Source organism: uncultured Chloroflexus sp., from assembly GCF_937951745.1.
Classification (GTDB): domain Bacteria; phylum Chloroflexota; class Chloroflexia; order Chloroflexales; family Chloroflexaceae; genus Chloroflexus.
Window position 1 is genome coordinate 1 of record NZ_CALFBQ010000037.1, and the last position, 26,684, is coordinate 26,684.

18 protein-coding genes and 1 pseudogene are annotated in these 26,684 nt (G+C 55.4%); 12 read left to right on the forward strand and 7 right to left on the reverse strand.

All coding sequences use genetic code 11. The features are described 5' to 3' along the window. The first annotated feature begins 19 nt into the window (after window positions 1-19). From Q1A59_RS09495 to Q1A59_RS09510, 4 genes are all read left to right on the forward strand, one after another. Window positions 20-3,322, forward strand: coding sequence for a tetratricopeptide repeat protein (locus Q1A59_RS09495; RefSeq protein WP_299644909.1), 3,303 nt, complete (start codon window positions 20-22; stop codon window positions 3,320-3,322). Continuing rightward, complete coding sequence (locus tag Q1A59_RS09500; RefSeq protein ID WP_298403610.1) at window positions 3,319-3,927, forward strand: FFLEELY motif protein; 609 nt, start codon at window positions 3,319-3,321, stop codon at window positions 3,925-3,927. Before Q1A59_RS09495 ends, Q1A59_RS09500 begins: the two co-directional genes overlap by 4 nt. Then, window positions 3,924-4,730, forward strand: a complete 807-nt coding sequence (locus Q1A59_RS09505; RefSeq protein WP_298403613.1) for a formylglycine-generating enzyme family protein — start codon at window positions 3,924-3,926, stop codon at window positions 4,728-4,730. The genes Q1A59_RS09500 and Q1A59_RS09505 overlap by 4 nt, the downstream gene beginning before the upstream one ends. 131 nt (window positions 4,731-4,861) lie before the next feature. Further along, window positions 4,862-5,701 carry a YecA family protein gene (locus Q1A59_RS09510; protein ID WP_298403615.1) on the forward strand — a complete coding sequence of 280 codons (840 nt, stop codon included), beginning with the start codon at window positions 4,862-4,864 and terminating at the stop codon, window positions 5,699-5,701. Between the two features lie 4 nt (window positions 5,702-5,705). Here the strand turns inward: Q1A59_RS09510 and Q1A59_RS09515 are convergent, their stop codons facing one another. The 3 genes from Q1A59_RS09515 to Q1A59_RS09525 all read right to left on the reverse strand — a co-directional run bounded on the left by Q1A59_RS09515 (window position 5,706) and on the right by Q1A59_RS09525 (window position 10,576). Continuing rightward, window positions 5,706-9,242, reverse strand: coding sequence for a GAF domain-containing protein (locus Q1A59_RS09515; RefSeq protein WP_298403617.1), 3,537 nt, complete (start codon window positions 9,240-9,242; stop codon window positions 5,706-5,708). 203 nt (window positions 9,243-9,445) lie between these two features. Further along, window positions 9,446-10,177: an amino acid hydroxylase gene (locus tag Q1A59_RS09520; protein WP_298403619.1), complete on the reverse strand. Its 732-nt coding sequence runs from the start codon at window positions 10,175-10,177 to the stop codon at window positions 9,446-9,448. Between the two features lie 81 nt (window positions 10,178-10,258). After that, complete coding sequence (locus tag Q1A59_RS09525; RefSeq protein WP_298403621.1) at window positions 10,259-10,576, reverse strand: metal-sulfur cluster assembly factor; 318 nt, start codon at window positions 10,574-10,576, stop codon at window positions 10,259-10,261. A 119-nt stretch (window positions 10,577-10,695) separates the two neighbouring features. On the opposite strand from Q1A59_RS09525, the gene Q1A59_RS09530 reads away from it, so the two are divergent. From Q1A59_RS09530 to Q1A59_RS09550, 5 genes are all read left to right on the forward strand, one after another. Beyond that, window positions 10,696-12,324, forward strand: coding sequence for an aspartate:alanine exchanger family transporter (locus tag Q1A59_RS09530; RefSeq protein ID WP_298403623.1), 1,629 nt, complete (start codon window positions 10,696-10,698; stop codon window positions 12,322-12,324). Between the two features lie 295 nt (window positions 12,325-12,619). Further along, the gene (zigA, locus tag Q1A59_RS09535) at window positions 12,620-13,852 is read left to right on the forward strand and encodes a zinc metallochaperone GTPase ZigA (RefSeq protein ID WP_298403626.1); all 1,233 of its coding nucleotides are present in this window, start codon (window positions 12,620-12,622) and stop codon (window positions 13,850-13,852) included. Between the two features lie 63 nt (window positions 13,853-13,915). Then, window positions 13,916-14,281 carry a SaoD/DsrE family protein gene (locus Q1A59_RS09540; RefSeq protein WP_298403629.1) on the forward strand — a complete coding sequence of 122 codons (366 nt, stop codon included), beginning with the start codon at window positions 13,916-13,918 and terminating at the stop codon, window positions 14,279-14,281. Window positions 14,282-14,453: 172 nt separating this feature from the next. Further along, window positions 14,454-14,702, forward strand: coding sequence for a 50S ribosomal protein L28 (rpmB, locus tag Q1A59_RS09545; RefSeq protein WP_298403632.1), 249 nt, complete (start codon window positions 14,454-14,456; stop codon window positions 14,700-14,702). A 1-nt stretch (window position 14,703) separates the two neighbouring features. Further along, a complete protein-coding gene (locus Q1A59_RS09550) occupies window positions 14,704-15,867 on the forward strand; it encodes an FAD/NAD(P)-binding protein (protein ID WP_298403633.1) in 1,164 nt (387 codons plus the stop codon). Window positions 15,868-15,967: 100 nt separating this feature from the next. On the opposite strand, the gene Q1A59_RS09555 is transcribed toward Q1A59_RS09550, so the two are convergent. Beyond that, on the reverse strand, window positions 15,968-17,017 hold the full coding sequence (locus Q1A59_RS09555) for a hypothetical protein (RefSeq protein WP_298403635.1): 1,050 nt from the start codon (window positions 17,015-17,017) through the stop codon (window positions 15,968-15,970). Window positions 17,018-17,333: 316 nt separating this feature from the next. Between Q1A59_RS09555 and Q1A59_RS09560 the strand changes: the two genes are divergently transcribed. From Q1A59_RS09560 to Q1A59_RS09570, 3 genes are read left to right on the forward strand one after another with little or no spacing between them, the layout of a single operon-like run. Then, a complete protein-coding gene (locus Q1A59_RS09560; RefSeq protein ID WP_298482965.1) occupies window positions 17,334-18,152 on the forward strand; it encodes a tripartite tricarboxylate transporter substrate binding protein in 819 nt (272 codons plus the stop codon). Beyond that, a complete protein-coding gene (locus tag Q1A59_RS09565) occupies window positions 18,149-18,640 on the forward strand; it encodes a tripartite tricarboxylate transporter TctB family protein (protein WP_298403640.1) in 492 nt (163 codons plus the stop codon). The genes Q1A59_RS09560 and Q1A59_RS09565 overlap by 4 nt, the downstream gene beginning before the upstream one ends. Before the next feature lie 13 nt (window positions 18,641-18,653). Then, window positions 18,654-20,183 carry a tripartite tricarboxylate transporter permease gene (locus tag Q1A59_RS09570; RefSeq protein WP_299644907.1) on the forward strand — a complete coding sequence of 510 codons (1,530 nt, stop codon included), beginning with the start codon at window positions 18,654-18,656 and terminating at the stop codon, window positions 20,181-20,183. 158 nt (window positions 20,184-20,341) lie between these two features. On the opposite strand, the gene Q1A59_RS09575 is transcribed toward Q1A59_RS09570, so the two are convergent. The 3 genes and pseudogenes from Q1A59_RS09575 to Q1A59_RS09585 form a co-directional block, all read right to left on the reverse strand. Then, window positions 20,342-23,074, reverse strand: a complete 2,733-nt coding sequence (locus tag Q1A59_RS09575; protein ID WP_298403646.1) for a phosphoenolpyruvate carboxylase — start codon at window positions 23,072-23,074, stop codon at window positions 20,342-20,344. Between the two features lie 181 nt (window positions 23,075-23,255). Continuing rightward, the gene (locus tag Q1A59_RS09580) at window positions 23,256-25,850 is read right to left on the reverse strand and encodes a hypothetical protein (RefSeq protein ID WP_299644908.1); all 2,595 of its coding nucleotides are present in this window, start codon (window positions 25,848-25,850) and stop codon (window positions 23,256-23,258) included. 129 nt (window positions 25,851-25,979) lie between these two features. Beyond that, window positions 25,980-26,684: pseudogene (locus Q1A59_RS09585) on the reverse strand (VWA domain-containing protein); the annotation flags it as partial.

Genomic DNA, 26,684 nt, shown 5'->3' on the forward strand with positions numbered 1-26,684 from the left:
GACGCGAACAGAGCGCATTATCGAACAAAGCGACGATCATCCTGAACAGCGCCGGCATGGACGCCACTGGCGCCGACTGTTGATTATACTGGCCTTGATTGGCATCGCGGTAAGCATCTTTTTGCTCCTTCGCCCCTCTGATCCGCGCTTTGTGATTGTAATTACTCCCTTTGCCGATCACGATAACCGCACCGGCTCCCAGATCGCCGGCGCGCTGGCGCGCCAACTCCGCGCCCAAGGGGGGAACCTCGTCCAAGTCATTACCAGCGCCACCCGCCCGACCAATAGCGCCGAAGCGTTGGCGCTGGCCCAGCAAAACAATGCCGATGTGTTAGTCTGGGGCACTGTCGAACCCGGCGGAATGATCGATAGTCCCAGCTTGCGGCCAGAATTGATCTATCTCCCCCACAATATTGATGTTTCGCAAGCATGGCAGAGCTTTGCCATTCGCTTCGCGCTCCCTAACCGATTTTCCTTGAGCACCGCGCCTATTAGTGGTCAAGCCGCCCTCGCGCCTTACCTGCTCGCCTTAGCTGCCTATCACCACGGTGAAGCTGATCTGGCAATCGATCAGCTTCACCGCTTGCTTGACCTTCATCCGCAGTTGTCGCCACTCTTGCCCCAATTGCTGCGCGGTAATCTGCTATGGGCTCGTGGCTGGTACACCGCCGCCGCGACTGAGTATCAGACCGCGCTTACGCTCGCAGATGGCGAGCGGGCGTTGGTTGCCAACAATCTCGGCGCTATTTTGTTCGACACCCGCCATCCCGATGCGCCACGTTATTTCGCCGAAGCAATCGATCTGCTCGATGGCCGCGATCTCGGCCAATTGCGCGTCAATCTGGCGCTTTGGGCGTTGCGCGAACAGCGCGCGCGCGACGCCGTCTCTGACCTCGAACAAGCGCGCAATCTACTGCCGGCGCATCCCGATTTAGAACTTCTCATTGCTACTGCCTACCGCGAAAGTGGCCAACTCGACGATGCAGCAATGGCGCTCAACCAGCTTGCACCGGCCAAAACGGTGCTGCTGGCGCGCACACCCATCGCTATCCGCGCATCGGTTGAGACGCGACTCAACGCGACCCTCACCGAAGAGCGCGCACTGATTCATCTGGAACGCTTGCTGCCGCTGGCTGGCCCGCTCTACTGGGCGCTGGAAACCGCCGATCCGTTGCCGCCTGCCGCCGAGCTGCGCAGTGTCCGTGACCAACTGCGCACCGCAACTGAGCTTAGCAACCGCTCGGTGAGTCTGTGGCGCCAACGAGCCGCCAGCGAAGCGGCCATCTTTCCCGGTACCGGCTTGATGGCCACCGGCCAAGCTGAGCAGAGTGAAGCAACCGCGCGCCGCCAGCGCTTTGCCCTTGCGTTGATTGATGCAGCGTTACAAGCGGTCGAAGGCCGCAATGCGCCCAACCCTGCCAGCCAGTTGATCGGAGCGCTCTTTGGTGCGGCAAGCCCGGCTAATCCAACCATTGAAACGCTCAGCCAACTGCGCGATCAACAACCTGATAATGTCGCGATCTTGCTCGCACTCGGTTTTGCCTTGCGGATTGATAAGCAGTTTGACCAAGCTGCGCAGACCTATCAACAGGTCATTGATCTCGCACCGCAGTTGCCTGATGGGTATGCCGGCATTGGCAAGGTAGCGTTGGCGCGCAACGACCGGGCCGGCGCCTTGGCGTTGTTTCGCGCTGCGTTGGAACGCAACAACCGTTTCTTTCCGGCCCATCTAGCGCTTGCCCGCCTCGCCGAAGGCGATGGCGATTGGCCGGCGGCGATCGACCATTGGCGCGCCCTTGTCGCTTGGCAAGAATCGCCGTACACGATCATTAATCTGAGTCGGACACTCCGGCGCAGCGGTGCAAGCGGATTCGCCGAAGCTGAACGCCTCCTCGTCCCTCTCGCTACGACCAACGCCGAGGCCGCCATCGAGCTGGCCCGGCTCTATAACGATGCCGGTCTGCCGGCTGAAGCCGCTGCGGTCTACCGCGACGCACTGATCCTCGAACCACGTTCGACCGTCGCCGCATTCGAGTTGGGCGAAACGTATATCAGATTGGGTGATCTGAATTCGGCTGAACGCATGCTGCGCAATGCGATTGAGTTTGATGATCGAAATCTCGATGCGCGCCTGAAGCTGGCCGAGTTGTACGAAGGCCCGCTTAACCAACCGAATCGCGCGATCGAGCAGTACCGGATTGCGCTGACCCAAGGCATCAATGACCTCAACCGGTTGATTGCTATTGGTCAAGCGGCCCTAGCCAGCAACACCGCGACAGTCGCGATTCAAGCGCTTGAGCGTGCGCTTACCCTGCAACCCGACTCGGTGACAGCCCGCCAATTGATCGCCCGCGCCTACTTTGCCGGCAACCGGCTTGATGCGGCGACGCAAGCAGCCCGTCGCACGCTTGAACAAACAGCGAATCGCGCTGATCCTGAAGCGATTGCTGCGCGCGCGAACGCTTGGCTGACGCTGGCCGATGTCGCGCGTCGCCGAAATGATCCGGCTGCAGCCGAAGAGGCCTATCGGCAGACGCTGGCGATTGATCCGCAATCGATCGCTGCTCATATCGGGTTAGGCGAACTGGCCGGCGGGCAAGGCAATTGGGGTGTTGCCCTTGCGTACTTTGAAACGGCGGCCAATTTGCCGGGTGGCGATACTAACGCAACGGCCCAGTTTTGGCTCGGCGAGGCGCTGCTGCGCAACGGTCAATTGGCCCGCGCCCTTGCTGCATACCAGCGCGCATTGGCCCTACAACCACAGTATCCGGAGGCGTTGCTGGGTATGGCCCAAACCCAATACGCGCTGGGCCACGCTGATGAAGCATTGCAAACGGTTGAACAGGCGATCCGGCAGCAGAGCAACTACGCTGAAGCCCACCTCTTTCGGGGCAAACTTCTGCAAGAGGCAGGCCGGTTCAGCGAAGCCCGCGCCGCTTACGATGCTTCCATCAGCGCCAACGATCGCATTGCCGAGAGTTTTTACCGGCGCGCACTCTTAGCCATTCGCGCCAACGATTACGACCAAGCTGTCCGTGATCTCAATCGGGCGGTGGCTCTCCAACCCAACTTTCCCGAAGCGCATTATTGGTTGGGCCGCGCCTACTATGCCCAAGGTCGCAATGCGAGTGCGCTGCAAGCCATCCAGCAGGCGATTACGTTGAATCCCGATTACAGCGAAGCCATGTTCTACAGCGGTCTGATCGCTGAAGATCAGGCCAATTTCACTGCCGCCCGCGCCGCGTACCAGACCCTGATCGCTCGCGAACCAACTAGCGAATGGGGCCAACGCGCCCGCGCCCAACTCGAACGCCTGCCATGAATACGCTGCGCCAGTATCGGATTGCGTTGCAAATCTTCCAGTCGAATCGCCTCCGTCGCGATTACCGCGATCTGTCGGAAGTGCCGGAGTATGAGCCGCTCGGCGAGTTTTTCTTCAACGAAATGTACGGCCCGCGCGATTTTAGCCAACGCGACCAAGAGGGACGCCGGCTGCACCATTTTCTCGGCATCCTGCCCGGCGTCCGCCTCCGCGATCTGGAAGAGGTGCTAGAATTGCTCGAACTCACCTATCAGCTTGATGAGGATCTGGCCCAGTGGATGCTGGCCGCCGATATCGGCACCGACTTTGATGAGCTTACCTATGAATACTTTTACCGGCTGGCCGATAAGTATGACGAGCGCTTCCGCCAATTAACCCTCGTCAGAAGTTCGTTGTACAATGTCTTCCAGTTGTCGCGCTCACCTATCCTCGGCTTGGCCCTCCGCCGTTCCCACTTCGTCGCCCGCCTCGCCGGGATCGGTACCGTTCACACCTTCCTGTTGCGCGGTTACGAAGCGCTACAAAACGTTACCGCCATTGAACATTTCGCCGAGACGATCTACCAGCGCGAATTGGATCGGCTCAATCGTATTTATCAACGATGAATCCATTGTCTGAATTCTTGCCGGTGATGATCGTCGTACCCGGCCAAACCTTTCCGATGGGCACGCCGGCCCGTGAAACCAGCGAGCTTGCCCGGCGCTACGGCGGTACCCGCGAGAGTTACCACGAAGAGACGCCACAACACGACGTGACGCTGCCGGCATTTGCTATCGCTCAAACCCCGGTCAGCACCACACTCTACGCCTTCGCTGTCACCGCCGGCGTTGTACCACCACCACCGATCTGGCGCGGCCCGATTCCGCCGCCAATGATGACCGATTTGCCGGTCACCGATATTAACTGGCACGAAGCGCAGGCGTTTTGCGTATGGCTGAATCGCCAAAACGATCTGGCTGTGCGCTTCATTGATGCCAGTGGTCAGCCGCTTCCATCGCCCTCCCTCCAATTTCGCCTTCCCACCGAAGCTGAATGGGAACACGCAGCACGCGGGACCGATGGTCGCCGCTTTCCATGGGGCGACGAGTTTTATCCCCATCTCGCAAACACCCGCGAGAGTGGACGTGCTGCACCCAATCCACCCGGTGCTTACCCTGATGGACGCAGCCCCTACGGGATTGAAGACATGGCTGGGAATGTTTGGGAGTGGACAGCTTCACTCGATCTGCCGTACCCCTACCGGCCTGATGACGGACGCGAAGACCTTCGTGCGCCGGGACGGCGGATTTTACGCGGCGGTTGTTATGCGAACCCACAGGGCTACGCACGCTGCGCGTGTCGTTTTCGCCTACAACCGACTATGCGCAACCAGTTTTTGGGGATGCGACTAGCGATGAGTATCGCGTGAAAACGCAAATGCGCACCGATGCCAAGGTATGGACGGCCTAACATGCTCGTGCCAATATTACTCTTTGCGTTCTTTGTACCTTTGCGTTGGCCCTCTTTGCATCTTTGCGTGTAACAAAGGAGAGACATCCAATGAGCCGACCCAGAGCACTCAAACTTGGCCGCAACGATCCTTGCTACTGTGGCAGTGGCCGTAAATACAAAGACTGTCATTTACGTAAAGAAGAAGAATGGCGCAGCCAGCAGTTGCGCTTGCGCAACGCCCAAGACAATTTGCTCCAGCGTATTTTGACCCTCGCAACCGAGGCAGACGCCGCCGATCTCCGCGCTGCGTTTGATCGCTATTGGAACGGACGTTATCAGTTTGAGCAGTTGGCCGAATTAAACGAACGCGAAGGGTACGGCGCCGACCGGTTTATGGTCTGGTTTGCGTTTGATTACCGCCAAGCCGATGGGCACACGTTGGTCGCGCGGCTAGCGGCGAATCTAGATCAGAGCAATCTCGGCGATCTTGAACGCCAATTATTGCCAGCGTGGGTTGATGTGCGGTTACGGCCCTATCGCGTCGAACGACTGCGGCCTAACGCCGGCGCCAATCTGCGCGACCTCTTAACCGGCGATCTTGTCATCTTGGCTGACAGCCACGCCTCGCTGCGCCTCGAACTCGATGAGGTGATCGTTGGCCATCTGGTGCCGGTTGATACGCCGATCGGCAGTAGCCAACCTAACTACTACCTCGCCGGCCCAGCCGCCCACCTCACGCCCGACACCGCCGAACCGCTGCGCGCGTTTGCCAATGTCCATCTAGAAGCGTTCCGCCAAGAATACCCCGAAGCTGACTGGCTCGATCTGCTACGGGATCGCTCAGAGATCTTTAGTCACTTTATCTTGATCTTACCGACCGATAAACCCGATCCTGAACGCCTGCAACGGTTCGTTGCCGAAACGCGGCAACAACTGCTCGGCGCCTAATACGCTACTCACCACTAATCTCGGCCAGCGGCAGCGTGACATGAAACGCGCTGCCGCGATCAAGTTCACTCTCCACCCAAATCGTTCCTTGATGCGCCAAGACCGCCAACCGGCAGAACGCTAATCCCAATCCGCTGCCTTCACTCCGCTGCCGGCCAGCTTGGCGAAACCGATCAAAGATATGGATCTGATCTTCCGACGGAATTCCCTGCCCTTGATCACGCACGACAATATGCGCTACCCGATCACCGGGGATGGTTACGATCAATTCATCTGAAACGATGATCTTCTGATCGGAGCCGTGGGCCGGTGCAACCTCTACCTCAATCGTGATGGTAGTTCTAGGTGGGCTGAATTTCAGTGCATTATCAAGCAGATTCTGCAATACTCGTGCAACAATAACACTGTCAGCATACAACATCGGCATTTGCGGATCGACTCGATGCAATACCTGCACTCCCTTCAACTGGGCTTGGATAGCAAACGGATCAATCACGCGCTCGATTAGAGTTTCAACCGGTACCGGCCCGCGATCAAGCGGCATTTGGCCGCTCTCAAGCCGCCCAATGTCGAGCATCGTATTCACCAAATTGAGCAATTGTCGGGCGCTGTTCTGACCAATGCGCACCGCCTGTTGCTGGCGTTCCGTCAACAGTTCGCCCAATTCACTCATCAACTGTTCGAAGGCCAGCATAATGCTGCTCAATGGCTGGCGCAGATCGTGAATCACCATGTGCGTTAAATCCGCCCGCAACAGCTCAGCTTTCTTGGCCGCCGTAATATCACGAATGGTCAGCAAGAACATCTGGGTATGGTCAGACGATAGATCACCCGCCTGAGTCAGTGTCCATGCGAAGATACCATCACTGCTCGCCAACTCACCCTGTGCATTAGCCATGGTGAGCGATCGTTGTAGCCGCATGATCGCAGCTTGATCGATCGAGCGCTGCGCCGCCCACTGCATCAACAGCTCGTCAAGCAACGTACCGCTGATGTGCTGCAACGGCGGTTCCCACGCTGTTGTGTGCGCTAACCGACAAAACGCCTCATTAGCGATAATCACCGATCCATCCGCAGCAAAGAGCAGTAAGCCATCTTCCACTGCTGCCATAGCTCGCGCCAGATTATCACGTCCGCGTCGCACCTCTTCCAACAAGCGCATACTCTCGATAGCAACCGCCGTTTGGCTAGCGTACAACAGCAATATTTCAACATCGGTCGAGTCGAGCGAGTGATCCCCACCAACGACAATCACTCCAATCATGCGCTGCGTGCCACGCAATGGGACCGCAATCGTCGTTGCCGAACGGAAGACAGGCTGCCGGTTGATAATTGCGCGCCGGGCGAGCGTGATCACGACATCGCGGTTCAATAAGCAGACGCCGATCGTGCGCTCGATCCGCAGCTCATCACGGTCTGCGTCAAATAGCACGATCTGCGCCCACTTGGCGCCCACAATCTCGATCATGCCCCGTGCCGTCATTTCCAATATTTGCGGCTGCGGTAGTGACTGAGAATGGATCACCATTCCCAAGCCATTCAATGCAGTTAGGCGGGCAAGGCTCTGCTGTTGGCGATCCCGCAACAGTGCCATATCAATCGCTGCCCCGGCAATACTCGCGTAAATGCTCAAGACTTGGAGATCGGCGATCTCAGGCCGCTGCCCGCTCACCGGTTGATCAAGCAGCAACACTGCCCGCACTTCACGATTGGCAGCGCGCAAAAACGTGACGAGCAGATCATCAGCAGTCCACCTCGTCGCACCAAAATCGAGCCATTGCTCACCTGACGGTAACGGTAGATCAAACAACCTAGCAAATGTCTGGCTCCGGCGATTGAGCAAGAAACAATGCTCGCCAAATGACCACTCGTTTGCTAACACATCTAACCGGCTTGCCGAAAGATAGGAGCCGATCGAGAATTCATTAGCCAGCGCGCCGGTTGTCGCCACACACTCCAGCATCGCGTGGCTACTGTGCTCACGACGGTTTACAAAGAGTGCCGCACCGAGAAACTGCATTCGCTGACTGATGGTATCAACGATCAACTGGAAGAGTTGTTCTTGCGATGATGCACTGAGCAATTCACGATTGAGCGCCAGTACTGAAAGCAGATCGGCATTTCGTCGATCAAGATCGCGCACGTGTTGGATAATACTGGTCTCAACCTGTGCTAGTTGCTGTGAGCGATCGAGAACGAGACCGATCAGAGCCGTAACTGCCCTAATTTGCTCGATATCCTCTTCATTAAATGGCGCACCTCGCCGACGGTTGATGTACTGCAATGCAGCCCGCACCCCAGCAGGTGTCGTAAACGGTACGACGATCAGGTTATAACACGAGACACCAATAGTCTGATCAAGCGTATAACTACGGCGCGGATCTTGCACCGCATCGTTCACAATGATCGGTTGGCCAGAGGCAAATGATTGACCAATGAGGCCATGGGTAAGCGGTAGCCGAAATCCCAACAATTTGTGCGGTTGGGGGCCAGAGGCGTACTGAAAAACGAGCACTTGCTGCTGTTCATCAAACAGAAACAGACCTCCGCCAAGCACATCAAGTAAGCGACAACTCGTATCGAGAATGGCCTGCAACGTCCGATCTAGATCTACCACGTGCACGCTAGCGGCCACAATGTCTGCCCACGCTTCACGCCGCTCTTGCTCCTCCTGCACTGCGCGCCGCAGCAGGATCGGTCGCAGCAAGTAGCCAGCATAGTATGCTGCTTCATCTGCTAATTGCCGCTGCGCTTCACTGATCGCTTCGATTGCATTACTACACAGGTATACTGCACCTAGGGTTTCGCCGGCAAAGCGAATCGGGGAACCAACCCAGTACGTCGGCGCTGTTTCGGCAGTATTGTGATCAGGATGGGGGCGAACATTATAGTGTATACAATCGGTAAGATACGCCACCGAACTAATCGGCACACCACGCTTGATCACGACACTGCTGAGATCGGTATCAACCGACCAAAACCGCTGCTTGTCTGACATGGGCTGAGCACGATATTGTGCGATTAACTCAAGCCATGTACTACGCTTGAACGGAACGACTACCCCAAGATCGACCGGCGAACCCATCAGTTCACCGATTACTTGGCTAAGCTGTCGGCAAATCAGATCAGGATCGTCGCAGTCGCGCAGTACCTCTACCTCGAAACGCAAGCGTTGCCGCCAATGTTGGCGTTTAGAATGCTGTAATACTCGTTCATACCCAACACTGATCAATCGTTCAACCGCCTGCACCACCGCAGTTTCGGTGGCTGTTAGCTCAGCCGGTTGATGGATGAGCCAACCATACTGTTCGGTATTCCCTAACACTCGCACCGCCACTTCTGGATTACACGCCGGTTCACCTTGGCCGATCCACATTACCGACACCCGGTGCCGAGGCAACGCGATCTTGCAGACGGCGAGCGCCACGCGTTCCAGTTCGTCCAGTTGCTGTGCATTGGTAATCGCCGTGACAAGATGAAGCCACGTGGCGATATCAATCTGCGCAGGCTGCTCAATAAGCGAGTCTTCCTGATTAATCATAAACTCATTGTACCGCGTTCTGGCAATGAGAGGGGTGGATTGGGAAACTGCTATGTTCCCTCAGACGCTCCCTCCCGGTTCACTTGCGTGAGCAGGAGGGATGGCGTCTCAACTGTTCACAGACTCGGACAAAACGGTAGAGCAGGGGAGAAGCTACGCGCCTTCTGCAATGGAAACATGAGTAACGGGTAGGGTGATCCAGCTCACACCATCACTGGCGGCAGACTTTCCATTATCGCGTATTCACGCAAGATCGCAGCAACGTGCTCCAAATCTTCCAGAATAAAGTAGGTTTCATGCATTGCATACGCTGCGCCGGGTGTGTTAGCCACCCGCCGGATATCGAAAGGAACCCGCGGCGTATCCGGTGCAAATGCATGATCGAGTTCACCAATTGACGAAAGCAAACCGGCGCCAAACGCGCGCAGTTCGCCATCTTCACGAATGAAGCCGAACTCGATGCTATACCACCACAGCCGGGCAATCTCTAGTCGCTGCCGTTCGTCGCCGGCAAAGTAGAGCGGGCCAAACGCCTGCGCAATTTCGGCAAAGCGCTGATCGGTGAAGAAGGCCAGATGACCGATATACTCGTGAAACAAGTCTGGCATCGGCGTGAAATCCAGTTCATCCATGCGTCGAATGTAGTTGGTCACCGGGAAACGCCGCTCGGCAATATGCTCGAACCACTCGGTTGGATTGAGATACTCGTTCTGAGCATCGCACAACGTCCAACCGGTAAAGCTGGCTAACCGCTCGCTCACCTGCGCCGGATCGGGCAGACGTTCGAGATCGAGGTTGAGCTGGCGGAATCCTTCGCGGAACAGGCGGCAGGCGTACCGTTCAAGCCGGGGAACTTGGCGGGCACAGAGCGCTGCCCAGACCGCATGATCTTCTTCGGTATAGGCCGGCAAAGCGGGTGGGGCGATAGTTGACATTACAATACCTCCTTGTATTGCATGCTGTCTATAATGGAACGAATGGCCGGCGCCACTAAAACCGGCCATTCGCTATACCCGCTAGAAGAAGCCCAACTCTTCACGCGCCTCTTCTGACATCATTGATGGATTCCAGAAGGGCGTCCAGACAAGGTTAATCTTGACATTTTCCAGCTCTTTGTAGACCTCGCTCAACGCCATAACCTCCCGCTGCGCCTGTTGCAGAATTTGCGGCCCAGCCGGGCAGGCTGGCGTCGTCAGCGTCATATCGATATCGACCGTCTTCCCGCCGTCGAGAATATCGATCCGGTAGACCAAACCGAGATTCACCACATCAAGGCCAATCTCAGGATCAACAACATTCTTCAGTGCAGCACGCACCATCTCTTCAGTAATCATACGATCCCTCTTTCTTAACTGTGCGTTGATACTTGCATGATACCATACACGGCGGGATGTGACGAGTTTATCACCCGCGTGATCCCAGTCTGATCACGCTTCACTAAGCGAGCAACCGTATGATTGACATTCTGGCAGGCAACCCGCTCCTTCTCCTCTTTACCGTATCGGCGATCGGCTACCTCATCGGGCGCATCCGCATCGGCGGCGTAAGTCTCGGTGTGGCTGCCGTACTCTTCGTTGGGCTAGCTTTCGGCGCCATCGACCAACGGCTACGGCTGCCCGATATTATCTACTTGCTGGGCCTTGTCATCTTTGTCTACACCGTCGGTCTTAGCAGTGGCCCCGGTTTCATCAATTCGCTCCGCCGACGTGGGTTGCGCAACAACCTGTTTATTGGCGGTGTACTCCTCGCAGCCGCTGGGATTGCCCTCGCGATCCGCACCATCCTTGGTCTCAATGGCGCTCAAACTGCCGGTTTGTTCGCTGGCAGCTTAACGAACACCCCGGCGCTAGCGGCGGTGATTGAACAGCTTACCCAACTCGGCGCCGACGAAGCGCTTCGCGCCGAGCCAGTCGTTGGCTATTCAGTGGCCTACCCGATTGGTGTGCTCGGCATGATTCTCGCTGTCTATCTCACCCGCCGGCTCTGGCAGGTTGATTTCGAGCGCGAAGCCCAACAATTGCGCGAACTCGGCACCGTCGGTGAGCATTTGGTTAACCGCACCATCCGCGTGACTAACCCAGCAGTGGCTGGTCAGACGATCGCCGAATTGGTGCAGCAGAACAAGTGGAATGTGATCTTTAGCCGGTGGCAACACAATGGTCAGACCGAACTTGCTACCAGCACGACCCAATTGCATCCCGGCGATCTCATCAATATTGTCGGCTCACCTGAAGCGGTTGAGCGGGTTACCACAGTTTTGGGCGAACCGAATCCTGAACAGCTCGAACTCGACCGGCATACCCTTGACTTCCGCCGCATCTTTGTCTCAAACCCAGAGGTGGTAGGCGTACCATTGCGTGACTTGCACCTCCCTTCCACAATGGGAGCAGTCATTACGCGCATTCGCCGAGGTGATGCTGAACTCTTGCCGCACGGTGACACGACGCTTGAACTTGGCGACCGCGTGCGCGTCGTTACCCAGCGCGACAATATGGAGCGCGTGACCCATTTCTTCGGCGACTCGTACCGCTCGCTGGCTGAGGTTGACGTGGTCTCGCTAGGGCTAGGTATGGCGCTCGGCATGCTGGTTGGCCTGATTCCCTTCCCACTGCCCGGCGGCGGCAGCTTCTCGCTTGGGTTGGCCGGCGGGCCGCTGATTGTCGCTCTCTTTTTGGGTTGGCGCGGACGCACCGGCCCGATCGTCTGGAGCCTTCCGTATAGCGCTAATTTGACTTTACGTCAAGTTGGCATGACCCTCTTCCTCGCCGGTGTTGGTACCCGCTCCGGCTACAGCTTTGTCACGACCCTCACTCAAGGCAACGGCCTCTTGCTCTTCCTCGGCGGCGCGCTCATCACTATTCCAGTGGCATTTGCCACTCTCTTTATCGGCTACAAGCTGCTCAACATCCCATTTAGCCTGCTGGCCGGCATGCTCGCCGGCTTGCAAACCCAACCGGCGGTGCTCGCCTTTGCCAACGAACAAACCGGGAACGAAGCGCCTAATATTGGCTACGCGATGGTCTATCCTACCGCGACCATTGCCAAGATCATTCTGGCCCAGCTTTTGGTTGGCGTTGGGTGATCGGGTTAGGGGCCGTGGTAAAATAACGGTAATTCTTCTTCCAAAGCTGCCCTCGCTGCGGTAGCCTAAGGACGGCGAGGACAGCTTTTGTCATTGTGAGAGTGTGGCTGGACAATGGGACATTGCCTAGTCCACCCGCAGCAATCTCCATTGAGTGCGCCAACCATCTTCCTCAAAAGTGTCTTGTCCGCAATCGCGCTTGCTTGACAACTTTCTTGATATAAGGTATCATTTTGACGCTGTCGCCTATAGCGGCATTTCTTTTCGCCCGAAATAATTAATACCTTGTATCACTATGAGCCAACACCAGTCCCCATCTCGACCCTTACCAGTGACGGTGCTCTCTGGCTTTCTCGGTAGCGGCAAGACCACCCTGCTTAATCACGTACTCGCTAATCGCGCCGGCCTGCGCGTTGCAGTCATTGTCAATGATATGAGCGAAGTCAACATCGACGCACAGTTGGTGCGCACCGGCGCAGCAACCCTGAGCCGTACCGAAGAGCGGCTCGTCGAGCTGACCAATGGCTGTATCTGCTGCACCCTACGCGAAGACCTCTTAGTTGAAGTAGCCCGACTAGCGCGGGAAGGTCGTTTCGACTATCTGTTGATCGAGTCAACCGGCATTGCTGAACCGCTGCCGATCGCCGAGACCTTCACCTTTCCCAGCCCTGATGGTACGTCACTCGGCGAGATGGCCCGTCTCGATACGATGGTAACGGTCGTCGATGCCTACAATTTTCCCCGCGATCTGCTTTCACTCGATGAATTGCGTGATCGTGACCTAGCGAGTGGTGACGAAGATGATCGCACTGTCGTCGATCTGCTGATCGAACAGGTTGAATTCGCCGACGTGATTGTACTCAACAAGATCGATCTGGTCGCTGCCGACGATCTCGACCGGCTGGAAGCGCTCTTGCACAAACTCAACCCGGAAGCGCGCATTATTCGTAGCACGTTCGGCCAAGTACCGCTCGATCAGATTCTCAACACCGGTCTCTTCAGCTTCGAGCGAGCAGCGCAGATGCCGGGTTGGTTGAAAGAACTGCGCGGCGAGCATACCCCCGAGACGGAAGAATACGGTATCAGTAGCTTTGTTTTTCGCGCTCGTCGCCCTTTCCATCCCCAACGTCTCTGGGATCTCTTGCACGACGAATGGCCCGGTGTGTTGCGCTCGAAAGGCATCTTTTGGCTGGCAACCCGGATGAACCAGTGCGGCCTTTGGTCACAGGCCGGCGCTGCCTGCCGGATCGAGCCGGGTGGCTGGTGGTGGGCAGCGAGCGATGAGCAGCCGGATGATCCGACCGAGCAGGCAGCACTTGCTGCGATTTGGGACGAGCAATGGGGTGATCGTCGCCAAGAGCTGGTTGTGATTGGGCAAGAGATGGATGAAGCCGCCTTGCGCGCACGACTCGCAGCCTGCTTACTCACCGACGAGGAAATGGCGCTTGGCCCGGCTGGTTGGGTGGCTTTCCCGGACCCGTTTGGTAGTTGGGACGTTACGTTTGCGTTCGATGACGAAATGGCATAATACACTCCAATGGTTGTTGCCGTTTTTGCACGTTTTCTCTATCGAAAGGAAGGGCACTAGCGTATGAAAGTCGCCTATATCTTCGCTACATCCGGCCACACTGCTAGTTACAAACTTGGCAAGATGATCCTGCCGCAGCTTGAAGCCGGCACCCATGGTGCGCAGGTCATTGGTATGTTTTTCTTTGATGACAACACGTATCTGCTTCGGGCGGGCGACCCGATGGGTGAGCGGTTGGCAAAAGTGGCTGCCGAGCAAGGCATCTTGCTGATGATGTGCGATCAGTGTGCGCTCGAGCGCGGGCTTGCGGTCGGTGAGCCGGGCAATTGTCAAACGACCGGTACAGTGGCCGGTGTGCAAGTTGGTTGCTTCCCCGATCTTTATGCAGCACTGGCCGGTAATCCGCCCGATCAGGTGATCACGTTATAGGAAAGGCGTAGAGCGAGCAAAGGTGCGACAATAGTTGAACGTAAAGGCGCCAAGAACGCCAAGAGTGCGAAGATTTTGCGGTGGCCCCGCCAAGCGCGCTTGAGCCACCTCTTACCCAACTCGCTGCGCCCGTTGCGTTCTTTGTGCCTTTACCCTTCGCTACGGAGGTTTTATGTCACGTCGCTGCGATCTGACTGGTCGAGCACCTTCATTTGGTCACAATGTCTCCTTCTCGAAACGCCGCACCAATCGGCGCTGGCTACCCAACGTTCAAGAGCACCGGATTTGGGTACCAGAAGAACAGCGCTTTGTGCGTCTCAAATTGTCGGCGGCTGCCTTGCGTGAAATCGAGCGCAAAGGTCTCCTTCAGGCCCTTCGCGATCGCGGGCTGACCCTCCGCGACGTTGAACGTCGTAAATAATATGGCTCTCGACTGGCTTATTATCGGTGGCGGCATCCATGGCGTTCACCTTGCGCTTGTCCTGCGCGAACGGTGCGGGGTTGCCGCCGAACGCATCAGGATCGTTGATCCGCACGATCGACTGCTAGCACGTTGGGAAGCCTGCACAGCCGCGTGTGGCATGCAATATCTGCGCTCGACGATGGTGCATCACCTTGCGCCCGACCCCTACGATCTGCTCCGCTTTGCCCAGCGTAGTAACGCCGAACCGCACCATTTTCATGGTCGTTACCAGCGACCTTCGCTTGCCATCTTCAACGCCCACAGCCAAACCCTCATCGAGCAGCACCGTCTCGCCGACATCACCCTACGTGGCCGCGTATGCGGATTACGCCGGCATGCCAACGACTGGCAGGTTGAAACCGATCACGGTACGCTTGTAGCGCACAACGTTATCCTAGCCTTGAGTATCGGCGAACAACTACGCTGGCCAGCATGGGCGCACACGGCCCGCGCTACCGGTGCGCCGATCTATCACCTCTACGAACCTAGCTTCGACCGTCGTTGCATCACTCCGGGAAGCACGGTTGCGATTATTGGTGGCGGTATCAGCGCTGGTCATGCGGCACTCACCTTCAGCCAAACCGCCAACGTTACGCTTGTGATGCGCCGACCAATTCAGATTGCACCTTTCGATAGCCCACCGGGCTGGATGGGGCCAAAAGAGTTGCGTCGGTTCCATGCCGAACCTGACCCTAGCCGACGCCGGGCAATGATTGCCGGCGCCCGTTTGCCGGGCACAATGCCGGTAGAGTTGGCACAAGCCGTAACGAGCGCTGCACAGCAACAGCGGTTACGGATCATGATCGACGAGGTATCCGCAGTGATATACCGCGATGGTGCGTTCACACTCTCGCTTAACCAGCAATCACTGACGGTAGATACGATCATTCTCGCCACCGGCTTCCTTCCCCAACGGCCCGGCCAGCCGTGGCTCGACGAAACGATTGCGACAGTCGGGCTACCAATTGCTGCGTGCGGCTACCCGATCGTTGGTCCCGATCTGCAGTGGGCGCCGGGCTTGTACGTCACCGGCCCCCTTGCCGAACTAGAGATTGGCCCGGTAGCGCGTAACATTATTGGTGCGCGTCACGCTGGTGAACGTTTAGCTCGTGGGGTGCGGTAGCGTAACGGCATATGAGAAGGAAACGCTATGATGCGTAGATGCAAGGATAGACGGTGAAAAAACATATCAGTGTTTTTGCGTCTCAGTATCTTTGCGTTTATTATCCTTTCTGTCGTTGCCATCGCTGTGGCACGTAAATACCATTGTGCAGCACAAACTCGCCATCGGCCACTGCTCTAGCTTGCAGCTCCCTGATACGCATTTCAAGCAACTCGATCACAATATCAAGTACACGCAAGGTGACCAGTATGCGAAAAAAGTAGTATAGTGGAAAGATAGCGATCCCCAAAAGAAACAATGTAGCTATACCAATCATCAAACCCCTGAATTCATCACCAAGCATCTGCTCAGCAAGACCAAGCAGAGCACGTACCTCTTCTTGGGTAAAGAGCAGTGCTACCAATCCAAATAGGCTGAACGTAGCGACAATCGAAGCCACAGTTTGCGATTGCACGCCAAGACTGGCCTGCTTGCGTTGAGCCATTCCTTGTAGATAGTTGATCTGATCAAGCCGCAGATCGCTAATCCTATCCTTGACTTGTTCAATAACTCGAAACACGATCTGATCAAATGAAGGAACGAAAGTTTCTCGCTCTCTATTAACTGGCCAATCGAGTACAAAGAAAAAAATATATGATCTTAGCGAGGAAAGCCAAACTATGATAGTTGTGATAGACAAACTAATCGTATTGGATAGCACTATCCACGAAATAACCAATCTCATTATATCTAGCTGTTCAAAAAACAAACTGTTTATGAACCACTGAGCAGTACCAAATCCACTTGGATACAAACTGATTAGACAAATTTGTCTCAAACGCACTCGTATTTTTGCTGATTTTACACAATCAATCAAGAGTGCAGGCAAGATTATGACGATACTTAATGACACAAAGAAAGCGATTACAACAAGCAAAAAATTCCGTAATTTATTCGGATATATTGCCAGAAAAGGAAAGTCTATCTGTAATGGCCACAGCAATACTATCAAGGAAAGCAAAAAAAAGACAATCATTCCAACCACCATCACTTGCTCAAACACATGCCACCAATAAGCGGGTTTACGTATTAGCGAGAATTGCGCCTCACTGTAAATCTGCTGGACAGCGCGTAACACATCGGCTTGCAGCTTTTCAAAGATCTGTTCCATATAAAGACCTAGACTTCGTATCAGTTTGACGACCTGATATTATAACACCAAATAACCTGTCATCTCACTCCTGATCTTGGTAATTTTTAAACCATCTGTGATATAACAAGCAGCGTTTCTTCCTGAGAGATATAGATATGCGAAAGGATATGCCATGCGTCGCCTTGCACCCATCGTATTCCTGATTGCGATGCTGATCAGCGCATGTGGCAACTAAGCCACTTCCACTTCGCAAACGTTTCAGTATCCAACGCAGTCAATCAACATTACGGCACCAGCGTCACCCGGCGGCGGCTGGGATAGCACGGCCCGCGCAATGCAAGCTGCGCTGTCAGCCACTACTGGTCAGACGGTGCAGGTTTACAATGTCAGTGGCGCTGGCGGCACCATCGGTCTCGCCCAATTCGTCAACGAGGCAAAGGGTAAGCCGCACGAGCTGATGGTTGGCGGATTGGTGATGGTTGGTGCAATTCAAACCAACAAAGCACCGGTTAGCTTGTCACAGGTGACACCAATTGCCCTCCTAACCGCCGAAGCTGAAGCGATCGTCGTGCCTGCCGACTCGAAATATCAAACGCTCCAAGAACTGATCACCGACTTTAAGGCTAACCCGACTGCTATCGTATGGGGCGGTGGTTCAGCCGGTGGCACCGATCATATTTTGGTAGGCCTCATTGCGAAAACTGTTGGCGTTGCTCCGAACCAAGTCAACTATATTGCCTATTCGGGTGGTGGTGAGGCAACCGCAGCGATCCTCTCTGGTGCAGTGACGGCAGGCGTCTCTGGAGTGTCCGAGTTCGCCGAGCAGGTGGCCGCTGGCACGATGCGCATGCTGGCTGTTTCGAGTGAACAGCGCATAGAAGGCGTTGGTGCGCCAACCTTGAAAGAAGCCGGCGTCGATGTGGCGCTGATGAATTGGCGCGCTGTCTTTGGCGCACCTGACCTCACAGCCGAACAACGTGCCGCCATCATCGCTACATTTGCAAAGATGCATGCCAGCAAAGAGTGGCAAGATGCGCTCGCCAAAAATGGCTGGAGCGATTTCTTCCGCACCGGTGATGAGTTCAATTCGTTTTTAAATAACGAGATGACGCGCATTGGCGGAGTGTTGCGCGATCTCGGATTAGTGCAATGAATCATCGAGCACGTACTTTGCTCACCCTGCGGTTAGCAGCATTAGCAATACTGGGTCTGGGAGGGATGATCCTTGCTCAGACCCCATCTATTAGTCAAAGCGCCGGTTTTACAGTGGTCGGGCCGCGTGTCTTCCCGATCATCGTTGGTACCGGCTGTCTCTTCTTCGGCACACTGTTTTTTCTGCGTGCCACTGTGATCCCAGATCGGGCATTGATTGAAGACATCATTGCCGAAGAACAGCGCACCGACTGGTCAACAACTCTGTTGTTGTTGGGTATACTCATCACCTATGCAGCAATACTGTCGCCGTTGGGCTATGTGATCGCGACTACTCTCTTTTTCCCCTTAAGTAGCCGTGTGCTCGGTAGTCCACGACTGCGTCGCGATACACTGGTCGGGTTAGTCATCAGTGTCGTGATCTATGTAACCTTCACCCGTCTGCTTGGAGTTCGCTTGCCTGCCGGTCTGCTAGGCGCTCTATTGTAGGGACGGATAGTGGATGTTATCAGCCATTTCCGGTTTTGCCAACGTATTAACGCCACAGTACCTTCTGTTGGCTGCAATTGGCGTAACTATCGGTACTGCGATTGGGGTCTTGCCCGGCATTGGCCCGGTATTGACCGTCGCATTGCTGCTGCCGCTCACCTATAACTTTGATCCAACCGGCGCTCTCATTATGTTTGCTGGGATTTACTACGGCGGCATGGACGGTGGCTCAACAACATCGATTTTGTTGAACACGCCGGGCGAATCGGCATCAGTAGCAACCACCTTCGAAGGCTTCGCAATGGCAAAATCAGGCCGAGCTGGTGCAGCATTGGCTACTGCGGCCGTTGGTTCGTTTGTCGCCGGCACTCTCTCGCCAATCCTGTTGACGTTTGTCGCACCACTGTTGGCCCGAGTTGCACTCCTCTTCCAACCTGCTGATTACTTTGCGCTGACCGTCTTGGCATTTGTTAGTGTCACTGCGCTGGTCGGATCATCGGTGATCCGCGGTATGATCAGTCTCTTCATCGGCCTCTTCTTTGGACTGATTGGAATCGATATCTTGTCTGGACAGGTACGGATGACCTTCGGGATCGTCGAACTACTCGATGGCATTGATGTCGTGGTTGTGGCGGTTGGATTGTTTGCCGTCGGTGAGGCGCTATATGTCGCGTCCCAACTACGTCATTCTAAAGAAGAGATTCTTAGTGTGCGCTCATCGATCTGGATGAACTGTGAAGAGTGGCAGCGTTCGTGGCCGGCATGGCTGCGTGGCGCATTGATCGGTTTCTCACTAGGAGCCTTGCCGGCAGGCGGTGCTGAAATCCCAACGTTTCTCAGTTATACCATAGAAAAGCGCCTCTCAAAGCACAAAGAAGAGTGGGGACATGGCGCTATTGAAGGTGTTGCTGGCCCTGAAGCCGCCAATAATGCTGCTTTTTCTGGTGTATTAGTACCACTTCTTACCCTTAGTCTACCTACTTCAGCTACGGCAGCTATCTTACTCGCAGCTTTTCAGATCTACAACTTGCAACCGGGTCCATTGCTGTTTCAAAAAGCGCCTGATCTTGTATGGACACTTGTCGCCAGCTTGTATATTGGGAATATGATGCTGTTGATCCTTAACTTACCGTTGATCCGGATATGGGTTAAGATACTAACCATCCCGCGTCCACTGCTCTACAGCGGGATTCTGGTATTTGGCACGCTAGGCGTCTATAGCATGGCCAATAGCTTTATCGATGTGTTGCTGATGTACGCAATTGGTGTCATCGGTTTCTTCATGCGTCGTTTCCAATTACCGGTAGGGCCGGCCATTCTCGGCTTGATTTTGCTGCCGTTAGCTGAAGCCCAATTCCGCCGCGCACTTGCGATTAGCCAAGGCGATCTGAGTGTATTTGTGCCCCGACCGCTCTCGCTGGGATTGTTATTGGCAGCGCTTGCCGCACTCGTGCTGCCCTATCTGCCCGCGCTGGCAGCCCGGCTCACGGGCAAGCAAACTGGCCCCAGACGGCTTGTGTTTGGTAAAGGCGACGAGGACTGAAACGCAAAGACGGAGAGACTGCACAGGCGCGACGATGGTTGAACGCAAACGCGCAGAGAGCGCCAAGATTTTGAGGTGGCCCGGCTAAGCGCGCTTGAGCCACCCCTTACCCAACCCTCTACGCCTGTTGGGTTCTTCGCGTCTTTGCGTTGACATATTTACCCTGTCGTGCGCAAACCGGCAGCAATCGCGTTCACCAACAAGAGCAGATCGGTCAGCGTCTCTGCGGCAGCCGGATCACCAGCCGCCTGCTGCGCCCGCCATTCCCTAAGCAACGCAATCTGACGCCGATGCAATGGCGCCAGACCAATCTGGCGACGAGCCAGAGTCGCTGCCACCTGCGGACGCCGCTGGGCAAGCGGCATGCCGAAGATCGCCGTTAGTGTTGACTCGGTTCGCTCAAACTCAGCATCGATCAGATCGAGAAAACGCTGGCGGATATGCACATCTTCAACTAACTCGGCATAGGCATACATTGTCTCGCGGTGCGCCGTCTGCAAACTGGTGGCCACATTCGCCAAGAGATACCGCAATGGCGGCCAATTCCATTGCTCGGCGCAGAGCTGTTGCCACGCAGTGGGATCGGTTTGCTGCAACGCAATAAGAGCGCTGCCCACACCATACCAACCCGGGAGATAAAAACGGGCTTGATTCCAGCTAAAGACCCACGGTATTGCGCGCAGATCGGCTAGCGTCGCTTGTCCAGTTCGCCGGGTCGGACGCGAACCGATCCGACCTTGCTCGATCACGTCAATCGGAGTGGCTTGTCGGTAAAAGGTCATGAAATCATCGCATTCGATCAGATTGCGATAGGCAAGCCGCGCCTGTTGCGCCAACCAATCCATCACCGGCTCAAGCGGATGTGGCGTAGTGCTTTGTCGGCGATGCAGGAGAGTATGCGTCGTGGTGCCGGCGATCAGCAACTCTAGATTGTAGGCGGCAGTCAAGCGATTCGCATACTTTTGCGCAATCACTTCACCCTGCTCGGTTAAGCGCAGCTCACCGTCGAGAGCGCCCGGCGGCAGCATCGCGATAAACCGGTTTGTTGGCCCAGCGCCCCGGCTGATAGTACCGCCGCGACCATGGAAGAAGCGGATGCGCACCCCACGCGCGCGCCCCACTTCGGCCATGGCCCGTTGGGCACGGTATAGGGTCCACTGACTCGCCAGAATCCCGCCATCTTTGTTGCTGTCGCTGTAGCCGATCATCACTTGTTGTACAAGCTCGCCACCGTTCGCCTGAGCGATCAAGCTTCGGCGTGTCACCGGATGATCGAGAATGTCAGCCAAGATATGAGGGCTTCGCTCAAGGTCTTCAATCGTCTCGAAGAGGGGAACGACCGGCAAGCGACAAACCAACCCTTCTGGCGTAGCATAGGCTAACCCAGCCTCGCGCGCTAGGAGATAGACGACCAGCACATCAGTTACATCGCGGGTCATACTGATAATCAGCGGGCCAATTCCAGCCGTTCCGTGGCGGGCAATATGCGCCGCCAACACGCGATAGCACCCAACTACTGCCTCTGCTTCCGGGCCAAGCGGCGTGTCAGGATGAGCAAATGGTCGTGGCGATGACACTTCACGTTCGAGCATCGCCCGCCGCCGTTCAGGATCGCCGCCTAACAGATCATCAGTTGACAAGCCTGCCACTTCCATTAATTGGGCTAATGCCCGATCGTGAAACTGACTGTTCTGACGAATATCAAGTGTAGCCAGATGAAAGCCAAACGTCTGCACCAATTGCATCAACGGTCGAACCTCAGCATCGGCTAACCGATCAGCACCAATCTCACGCAGATACCCCGTCAACTCACGCAGATCACATAACAATTCAGCAGCATCGCGGTACCGATCAGGTTCATCTACTAATTGCGCAGCCTCAGCCGGAGCATCATCAATCGGTAGGCGGGCTATCATCAAATTGAGCACCTGCCGCCACGGTTCATTAGGATTACGGTCAATCGCACGCTGACCACGTTCGCCCAAAACGGCCGCTAGGCGATTGATCTGAGTGACGAGACCAGACGGCACCGGGAAGAGCAGGTCAGAAATACTGAGATGGCTGGCCGCTAACCGTAACCGGCGACGTACCAACCGCAACGCTTGCAAACGCATCTCGCGCAGCGTCTGGGCAGTAATCTCAGCCGTCACCAAGGGGTGACCATCGCGATCACCGCCAACCCATGAGCCAAAGCTCAGCCGAGGCCAGCGATCGGCCAACAACTCCGGATCAAAGCCAGCCATTGCCCAAGCATAGCGCAACTGGGTATCAAGCACCGGTAACACATCGGGGAAGACATTTACTAAGTAATGTAACACATTGCGCACTTCAGACGGCACCGCCGGTTTGTTCAGAAAGATATCACCAGTGCGCCACAACCGTTCAAGCGTTGTCTCAATCTCGGCCTCAATCTCCGCCTGTTCAGCCGGTGACCAGCGTTGACTTTCGTGACGCACCATCAGCAGGTATAAATCACGATTATGCGACAACACCGTCGCCCGTTTCACTTCAGTCGGATGCGCGGTCAATACCGGTTCAACCCAGATCGAAGGCAACGCATCAGCGATCTCAGCCGCACGTAAGCCAGCCCAACGTAATTTCTGCAACGCATCACGCCAGCGCCCCGTCTCAGGTCGGCGATCCGGATCGCGATCGGCCACGCGACGCTGCTGCACGGCTGCATTCTCTTCGGCAATATTCAACAACTGAAAGGCAATCCCCAACGCTCGCACCAACGATCGCGTTGAGATCGTCGAGTCATCAGGCGCAGCACGGAGCCACGGCAACGCCTCAGCTACGTGATGTTCGCCGACGTGTTTCAACACGGCACGAAAATGCTTCAACAAAAAGCCGAAATCCTGATCGACCTTCGTCTGATCAAATGGTTGCATCGGCTATAACCTTTCGTTATCACCCATACCAAAACTGGCCGGACTTTTTGATAGATGGGGTTTGGATTAACCATATCATACCACGAGCGCATAGCTATCGCGCTAACGTTCTACCTACAAATTGGGACAGCCGCGTTGGCTGCCCCGACGAGTAAGTTCATATTCACTGTGACTGATACAGTTAGCGGAACACCACCGGTACAAAGACCTTCGGATTCTTTGGCTCTGGAGGACTCGGCGGCGCAATGATCGTCACCGTGCGAATGATACCATTGGGCGGCGAAACGTTCTCACCACGATTGTTGCTGCGACCTTCGGCATCTTCACCAGCCATCACGTTATAATCAACGACGATCCCAATGTCATACGTGCCCGGCTCACCAAAGATCGTACTCCAATCAGCGGACTGATTCGTTTGCGAGTTCACCCACGCACTTAGCAGAATAGTATATGTTGCACCCGGCACCAATGTATGCTTCGGCACCTGTGCTGATACCGTTGCACACGAGGGGGTTGCGCTCGAACCAGCGCTTGGATTCGGCGCCGGTACCGCCGTCAACTCCGGTGTCGATGGATTCGTGCGCCGCTTAATACAGAGATCAACGAAGAAGCTACCACCACCGCTAGCAGCCTCCACACTGCGTGTAGCAGCGAGACTATTCCGGCGCAGATTACGTAGCGTCAGGCTAATGTTTGCAAAGCTACCGCTGTTAGTAGTAACGTCAAAGGTGTCGATTAAAATGTCAGGCTTTGCCGCTACCACCTTCTCGACTGCAACATAGTACAGCTTTGGCGAGAATGTTCTATCACCGGGGTCTTGAATGAACTGCGCTCGGTACTGCATACAGGTCGCCTGTATCTCTTCGGTCGGGAAGGCATCGATCAGGCGAATGATATTGAGACCGTGCTGTGAGCGCAGCTGCGAACTAGTATCACTGTCTAGATCGCGCCAGCGTGAGGGATTGGTTGGCGCCATTGAAGGATCGAAGTCGCTCTCACGACACGTGCCGCTCGTGACCACAGCTCGGAACTGCAACCGAATGTCGGCTTCGGGGTTTGATGGTGGACGATTCAGATCAGTCAGCCATTTGATGGCGAGCAACCGTGAAGTTTCGCCACTTGTAAGCACCTCGAACGGTTGCGAGTAGTACCAACCCTCTGAAGCTCGGTTTGTACCGGTTGACTCATTAGCACCACCTACCCCACCAAAGAAAATGGTGTCGGTCGGTTGATTGGTCTCATTTGACCCGCCAACCACGTACACCCACGCTGCATTGACTTGAGTCGTAGCATTATCCGGCGGCACCGCCGGTACAATTGCAACCGCAGCGTTGAGGCGCTTATTCGGCAATGGCAAAACGTAATCACTTACTTCATTGGTACCGACAACATAGGTACCACTGCCGGTCAAATCCTCGAGCAGGAAATCATCACCATATATCGCAACCGGAATGGTTGCAGTGGCACCGGACGCACCGGGCGAGCCGGTTGCGGTTGAACCGGTGACATAGTATAGCCGGTTGTTGAAACTGAGACCGGTTACCCCCTGCCGTCCTTGAATGTTGATTACCTGTGTACTGTTGCCCACACGCGCCACTTGATTTGTCCATGTTAGCGCACCGGTAGTCGGATTGACGTCAGCTCGGTAAACTGAGGTATTCAAGGTATTGCATTCAACATCGGTACAGCCACCAAGCAAAAAGATCGCTGCGTTTTGGCTCGAACCACTGGTGGCGTACGCAGCGATAGCCGTACCGGAGTGCAAAGGAAACGGCAAATTGGCTAACTTTTGCCAGACCGTCTGTGTCGACGCACCGGTCGGATGGACGAGATTGCCGTTAGCGCCAACCTTGGTGTAGAAGACATGCGGATAGACATCTTCCCGCAAAAACTGGCTAGGCGCAATGCTCAATCCGCCAATCGCATAGATATAATCATTGCCGGTGCTGGTACGGATATGTACGAGTTGGACGTTCTGAACACCGCGTAGGTCAGGTGAGTCGGTAGCCGTAATGATATTGCCGCTATCATCTAGAGTAGGAAAACGCCAACTCGATGGGGCACTCCAGCCAGAAGATATAATATTCCCGTTGGCATCGACCGTAGCTCGCTGCACGATATTGGTCGAAAAGTCGTAGGTAGCGCAGTCTTGGTCATACATACTGCCGCCAACAATAAACAAGTATCCAAGGTTTGTACCAGTCGTTGCTGGCACTGCAACCGCACCAGCCCGTGAACGTGCAGCCAGCGGTGTATCACATTCAGAGCCGGGATCAACAGCCGGAATGGAAATGGCAGTAAACGAGTCATTGCCGGGAGCAACCGGCGCATGTGTCTCAAACCCACCGGTAGCTTGATTGACAACACCACGATAGATGTAAGAAGAACGGTTCTCTTCATTGGCAATCGGACTAGTCGCGCCACCGATCACAAATAAGTATCGCCCTAACGCCACCACCGGCGCATCACTCAGTGCTTGAGGCAATGCTGCTGCAGAAGTGGTCCAGTTGTTTCGGTTCAGCGCACCCACCGGCGCTAACTCAATCGCACCAACCACGTCTGGATTAGTCGGCGACGATGGTGCCGCCGATACCACCGTGCGCTGGAAGACACCACTGGCGAAGTCAGCTTGTGAGTTGTCTATGACTTGGTCAGTACCAGTTTCATCGTCAAGCGCGCGGGCTGGCGATGGCAGCCACGTCGGCACAATGAGCGCAATCAGGGCTAAAGCTGCCAACAGCATAGAGGGGCGGAACAAGCGCGGACTAAACATCATTGGAAACCTCCCCGCGAGCATTGTGGAAGCGTGACGTCGACTGCACGTCAGCGTAGGAGAGACAGAGGGAACGGGGTTCGGGAGCAGGAGCATGCTGCCGTTCCCGAACCCTCTTCAATTAATTCACCGCTAATTCACCGCACAAACATTACCGTTGAGACGCAAGCGCAGGTTCTGTTCGATAGTGGTAATAAAGCCGGCGCCTTGACCATTCGGCTCAAGCACAACCACCATATCCGACTGGCTCGAAACGCTATTAAAGATTTGGCTGTACATTCGCGGGCCGGCGGTCGGCGGATCGAGCGGGTGGCGGTAGAAGAGATAGGCTTGCAAGCGATAGGTACCGCGCGGGATCGACTCGAAGGTATAGCGTACCCGTCCATCAGTACTGGCAACAATCGGCGCCCGATACACACTGTTAGTTGAAATATCTTGCAAGATCACCTCACCAACGTTCGGGTAGCTCAGACCACCAACCGATTGGAAGTGATAAACCGGAATAATACCACGCCACTCGCCGTCTTGACCGCTGATACACGGCCCATGCTCAACCTCGGCATTGATCGCCAACATAATGCGGTCAACGTTGTTCAGACCGTCTGGCCCGCGTTCAAGTGTCTCGGCAGTGTAGAAGTGACGGTGCGTGGTCGCCACACCATCTTTCAACCCAGTCGGTGGAGTAACCGAGATCGCCAGCACATAAATGTCGGTCTGAACCGATTGATCGGCCTTGATCGCCTCTGCCTGCTGCACCATCTGGGTAATGGGGCGATCCATGTTATTGTACTTGCCGCCAATTCTGGTTGTTTGGCATTCTGCGTCATCAAGAACTTT